The organism is Pseudomonas californiensis, assembly GCF_021147775.1.
GTDB lineage: Bacteria > Pseudomonadota > Gammaproteobacteria > Pseudomonadales > Pseudomonadaceae > Aquipseudomonas > Aquipseudomonas californiensis.
The window spans coordinates 1-3,878 of record NZ_JAGTPK010000085.1 but is presented as its reverse complement, the minus strand read 5'-3'; the positions used below and the strand labels follow the sequence as shown (position 1 = coordinate 3,878).

Here is a 3,878-nt window from a genome sequence, read left to right as displayed (position 1 = left end):
AGGCATCAGCGTCTTCCTACCCATCGCTATGAAGGCATGACGCCTCCTTCCATAGCGTCAGCTTGATGCATAGGCATTTTGAAATTCCTATGCATGGACATCATTACGGCCATATTGGCCGCTGTAGTGCTTTTGCCTACACCGCCTTTGTCAGACGCAAATAGAATGACCATGGATCTACCTCATGCATTGTATGTACCCTGTATTTCATAGTATGTACGCGAGAATACCAATTTGTCAATACCGAGTATTTCATAAGGAATACAGTGTATGACACTTAATGATTTACACTGTATGTACAAAGGAAACCGAATTTGTATTTCACTTGTATTGCATTTGTATGCTAAGAATGCTGACACGTTGAAGGCTTTTAGGAGGGGGGTCAGGACACAACCTAAACTCTGCCACTGCCGCTCGGTATGGTTCAAAAAGGTGGTTCTTTCCAGCATAGCTCTTTAGGGTTGCGTTTAGGTCAATTGGGCCATGCCTGATATGCTGGGTCTATTTGGGTATACCTAAAGGGTCCTATTTTAAGTTTACATGTCGTTGTGTTACATTGTACATTTCAAGTAACATACGAGGTGGTGCCATGAGTGAAGCAACCTTCACGTTTCGGGTCGATGAGACCTTGAAAACCGAGTTCTCCATGACCGCTAAGGCCCACGACCGCACAGTGGCGCAGCTCCTGCGCGACTTCATGCGCGACTACGTGGAGCAGGCTGAATATGACGAGTGGCTGCGCGCAAAGGTCGAGAGCTCGCGAGCGTCGGCCAACGCAGGCAATCTTGTTCCGGCCGCCGAGGTCGAAGCGAGGTTCGCAGCGCGCCGCGCTGAAACACGTCGCCGGCTTGAAGCGTCGAAGTGATGAATCTGTTCTGGACGCCAGAGGCGATTCAAGATCGCGAGGACATTTACAACTACATCGAGGCCGACAATCCGACGGCCGCACTGGATCTCGATGAGCTGTTCGAGGAAAAAGCCATGCTGCTAGTCGAACATCCGAACCTTGGCCGACTGGGCCGAGTGCGCGACACGAGCGAGCTGATCGCGCACCGGAATTACCTGTTGATCTACGATGTGATCGGCGACCTGGTGCGCGTGCTGAACGTCGTGCATGCGGCACGCCAATGGCCGCCCGTTCGGGAGTAGAGAGCGTGGGTGCAGTACCCGCGAACGTATCGTACGATGTGAAAACGTCTGACCAAGTACTGATTTTAGCCGCTAAAATCACTTACTCACATGAGTAAAAGAGGTTAGGCGCAAATAACCGCACGAGGGTGGACATCGTGTTCACATGGACTTGCAGCTAATAGCTGCGGCCATCGTAACGTTCTTCGAGCGATCAGCTCAACCGTAGCAAAAACGCGCGATTTGCCGAAGGCCGGCCTGTTCCTTTATATGGATAAAGAGGAGAAAAACATGACCAACCTACAGACTTTCGAGTTGCCTACCGAGGTTATCGGCAGCGCCGCCGATATCTCATTGGGAAGAGCGCTGATCCAGGCTTGGCAAAAAGATGGCATTTTGCAGATCAAGACCGATAGTGAGCAAAATCGAAAAACGCAGGAAGCGATGGCTGCTAGCAAGCAGTTTTGCAAAGAACCGCTGACTTTTAAGAGTAGCTGCGTTAGCGATCTGACCTACAGTGGCTATGTTGCATCAGGCGAGGAGGTCACGGCTGGTAAACCTGATTTCCCTGAGATTTTCACTGTCTGCAAAGACTTGCCGGTAAGCGATCAGCGTGTAAAAGCCGGCTGGCCTTGCCATGGTCCGGTGCCATGGCCAAATAACACCTATCAAAAAAGCATGAAGGCGTTCATGGGAGAGCTTGGTTTAGCGGGCGAACGGTTGCTCAAACTGACGGCGCTCGGCTTTGAGCTACCCATTAACACCTTCACTGACTTAACACGCAACGGTTGGCACCACATGCGTGTGTTGCGCTTCCCACCTCAAACATCCACGATGTCCAGTGGAATTGGTGCGCACACTGACTATGGGTTGTTGGTCATCGCCGCTCAGGATGATGTTGGTGGCTTATATATCCGCCCTCCAGTCGAGGGAGAGAAGCGTAATCGTAACTGGTTGCCAGGTGAAAGTTCAGCAGGCATGTTTGAGCACGATGATCCTTGGACCTTCGTGACGCCTGTTCAAAACGTGTGGACGGTTTTTCCAGGCGATATCTTGCAGTTCATGACCTGCGGTCAGCTGCTTTCTACTCCGCACAAGGTCAGGCTCAATACCCGCGAACGTTTCGCCTGCGCTTATTTTCATGAGCCTAATTTTGAAGCGTGCGCCTACCAGGTGTTCGAGCCCAGTGGCAATGAGCGTATTCATTATGGTGAGCACTTTACCAGCATGTTTATGCGTTGCTATCCAGATCGGATCACCACCCAGCGCATTCACAAGGACAATCGCCTGGCGCACTTCAAGTAACATCCCAGCGTCTTCCTACGCATAGCTATGAAGGCATGACGCCTCCTTCAAAGCGTCAGCTTGATGCATAGGCATTTTGAAATGCCTATGCATGAACGGGAGCAGGCGTTGCCACGGGGGCAGCGCGAGGCGCTGGGGCATGGGTTAAGGGCATGTCTTCCCACTGCCCTTCCGGTTCAGACAGTTGTAAGCGCTCCACAAACCCCATCTAACCAAAGACGACGGTGCGTCTAGGAATGCAAACGAGGCGTACAGTTCCACGGCAGCAGAGCTTCGTAATCTTCAACCGAGGTCGCCAGTGGCAACCGTTCTAATGCGTGGCGCAGCCACGCATAGGGCTCTTGGCCGTTGGCTTTAGCCGTCTCGACCAAGCTGTAGAGTTGAGCACTGGCCGTGGCACCCTTTGGGGTATCGCTGAATAGCCAGTTCTTGCGTCCGATCACAAACGGTCTGATCGCACGCTCGGCCGCATTGTTGTCGATGGGCAAAAATCCAGCTTCGGTATAGCGCACCAGCTTTTGCCAATTGCTGGCTAGATAACTGATCGCCTTACCCAGCGCATTTTGCGCAGTGACGTGAGGCAGCGTTTTCTCCATCCAGGTGTGCAACTGAGTCAGCACCGGTACGCTGTTTTGCTGGCGAGCTTCATAACGCTGCTCATCGCTGCCTTCTTTCAACGCCCGCTCGATACCGTAAAGCTTGTTGATCAAATTCAGGGCAACATCAGCCCGCCCGGTTTTGCCCTTGGGCTGCACTTTTTGTGCTTCTACCAAGACATGCTGTTGCGTGTGGCACTGCAAATAGCTCGTGACGACTTCGAAGACCGTCGAGAGCGACAGCGGCAAGGCATCGACTTGGCCAAGAGCGCTGGTCTATATAAAGGACGCAAGCCGAATGCTAAAGTGCATGAACAGATCATTGCCTTTAAAAGCGGCGGGTGTAGCATTGCAGAGACTGCTCGGCTGGCGGGGGTCAGCGTCAGCCAGGTAAAACGCGTTTGGACGCAGTACCTGGCGGCTAAGGCAGATGTCTGAGGTGCTGCTTGGTTCAGTAACCGTCTGTGACCTTGCTGAATTATTTCCAGCCTCTTGGTCAACAGTATCGAACCCTTTCATCAGGCAAAAAAATGCTCGATTTATCCGCAGAACAACACCAGCTGGCGAAGATAGTCCATGATTATGCCAGCCGATTTCCAGCTACAGAAAGTGGCGATAGCCAGCTACTTCAGGGCTGCTATGACTATATGCTGGCTTTCAAACAGGTGTTCGACAGCTCATCAAAAATCCAAATGGACTACATCTGCCTGCAATATCCAGGATTTTTTCGTTTCGCGAAAATGATGGAGCTGCTGGCCCAAGGTATTGCTGATGGCGTCATTCAGGTGCCGAAAGAACACTCAACATGACAGGACGGTCATTTCGACGGTTTGGGCGTACAATTTTATC

General features: G+C 51.8%; 5 protein-coding genes and 2 pseudogenes. 5 read left to right on the top strand and 2 right to left on the bottom strand.

Translation table 11 applies throughout. The features are described 5' to 3' along the window. Window positions 1-26: 26 nt before the first annotated feature. On the bottom strand, window positions 27-173 hold the full coding sequence (locus KDX37_RS28755) for a P-loop NTPase (RefSeq protein WP_231656575.1): 147 nt from the start codon (window positions 171-173) through the stop codon (window positions 27-29). A 416-nt stretch (window positions 174-589) separates the two neighbouring features. Here KDX37_RS28755 and KDX37_RS28750 point away from each other — a divergent pair, with 416 nt between their 5' ends. The 3 genes from KDX37_RS28750 (at window position 590) to KDX37_RS28740 (ending at window position 2,433) form a co-directional block, all read left to right on the top strand. Beyond that, window positions 590-865 (top strand): CopG family ribbon-helix-helix protein, encoded by a 276-nt coding sequence (locus KDX37_RS28750; RefSeq protein WP_003344254.1) that lies wholly within the window; start codon window positions 590-592, stop codon window positions 863-865. After that, the gene (locus KDX37_RS28745; protein ID WP_003344255.1) at window positions 865-1,149 is read left to right on the top strand and encodes a type II toxin-antitoxin system RelE/ParE family toxin; all 285 of its coding nucleotides are present in this window, start codon (window positions 865-867) and stop codon (window positions 1,147-1,149) included. Before KDX37_RS28750 ends, KDX37_RS28745 begins: the two co-directional genes overlap by 1 nt. A gap of 270 nt (window positions 1,150-1,419) precedes the next feature. Further along, the gene (locus tag KDX37_RS28740; protein WP_231656574.1) at window positions 1,420-2,433 is read left to right on the top strand and encodes a 2OG-Fe(II) oxygenase family protein; all 1,014 of its coding nucleotides are present in this window, start codon (window positions 1,420-1,422) and stop codon (window positions 2,431-2,433) included. Window positions 2,434-2,663: 230 nt separating this feature from the next. Here the strand turns inward: KDX37_RS28740 and KDX37_RS28735 are convergent. After that, window positions 2,664-3,203 (bottom strand): annotated as a pseudogene (locus tag KDX37_RS28735) (IS66 family transposase); the annotation flags it as partial. Between KDX37_RS28735 and KDX37_RS28730 the strand changes: the two are divergent. Together KDX37_RS28730 and KDX37_RS28725 are read left to right on the top strand one after the other, a co-directional pair. Beyond that, a pseudogene (locus tag KDX37_RS28730) lies at window positions 3,204-3,467 on the top strand (helix-turn-helix domain-containing protein); the annotation flags it as partial. It lies immediately after the preceding pseudogene. A gap of 92 nt (window positions 3,468-3,559) precedes the next feature. Beyond that, window positions 3,560-3,838, top strand: coding sequence for a hypothetical protein (locus tag KDX37_RS28725; protein ID WP_003320513.1), 279 nt, complete (start codon window positions 3,560-3,562; stop codon window positions 3,836-3,838). The last annotated feature ends 40 nt before the right edge of the window (window positions 3,839-3,878 follow it).

Coding starts and splice junctions, on each gene's coding strand:
- KDX37_RS28750 (WP_003344254.1), top strand. CDS start 590: ATGAGTGAAGCAACCTTCACGTTTCGGGTCGATGAGACCTTGAAAACC.
- KDX37_RS28725 (WP_003320513.1), top strand. CDS start 3,560: ATGCTCGATTTATCCGCAGAACAACACCAGCTGGCGAAGATAGTCCAT.
- KDX37_RS28740 (WP_231656574.1), top strand. CDS start 1,420: ATGACCAACCTACAGACTTTCGAGTTGCCTACCGAGGTTATCGGCAGC.
- KDX37_RS28745 (WP_003344255.1), top strand. CDS start 865: ATGAATCTGTTCTGGACGCCAGAGGCGATTCAAGATCGCGAGGACATT.
- KDX37_RS28755 (WP_231656575.1), bottom strand. CDS start 173: ATGGTCATTCTATTTGCGTCTGACAAAGGCGGTGTAGGCAAAAGCACT.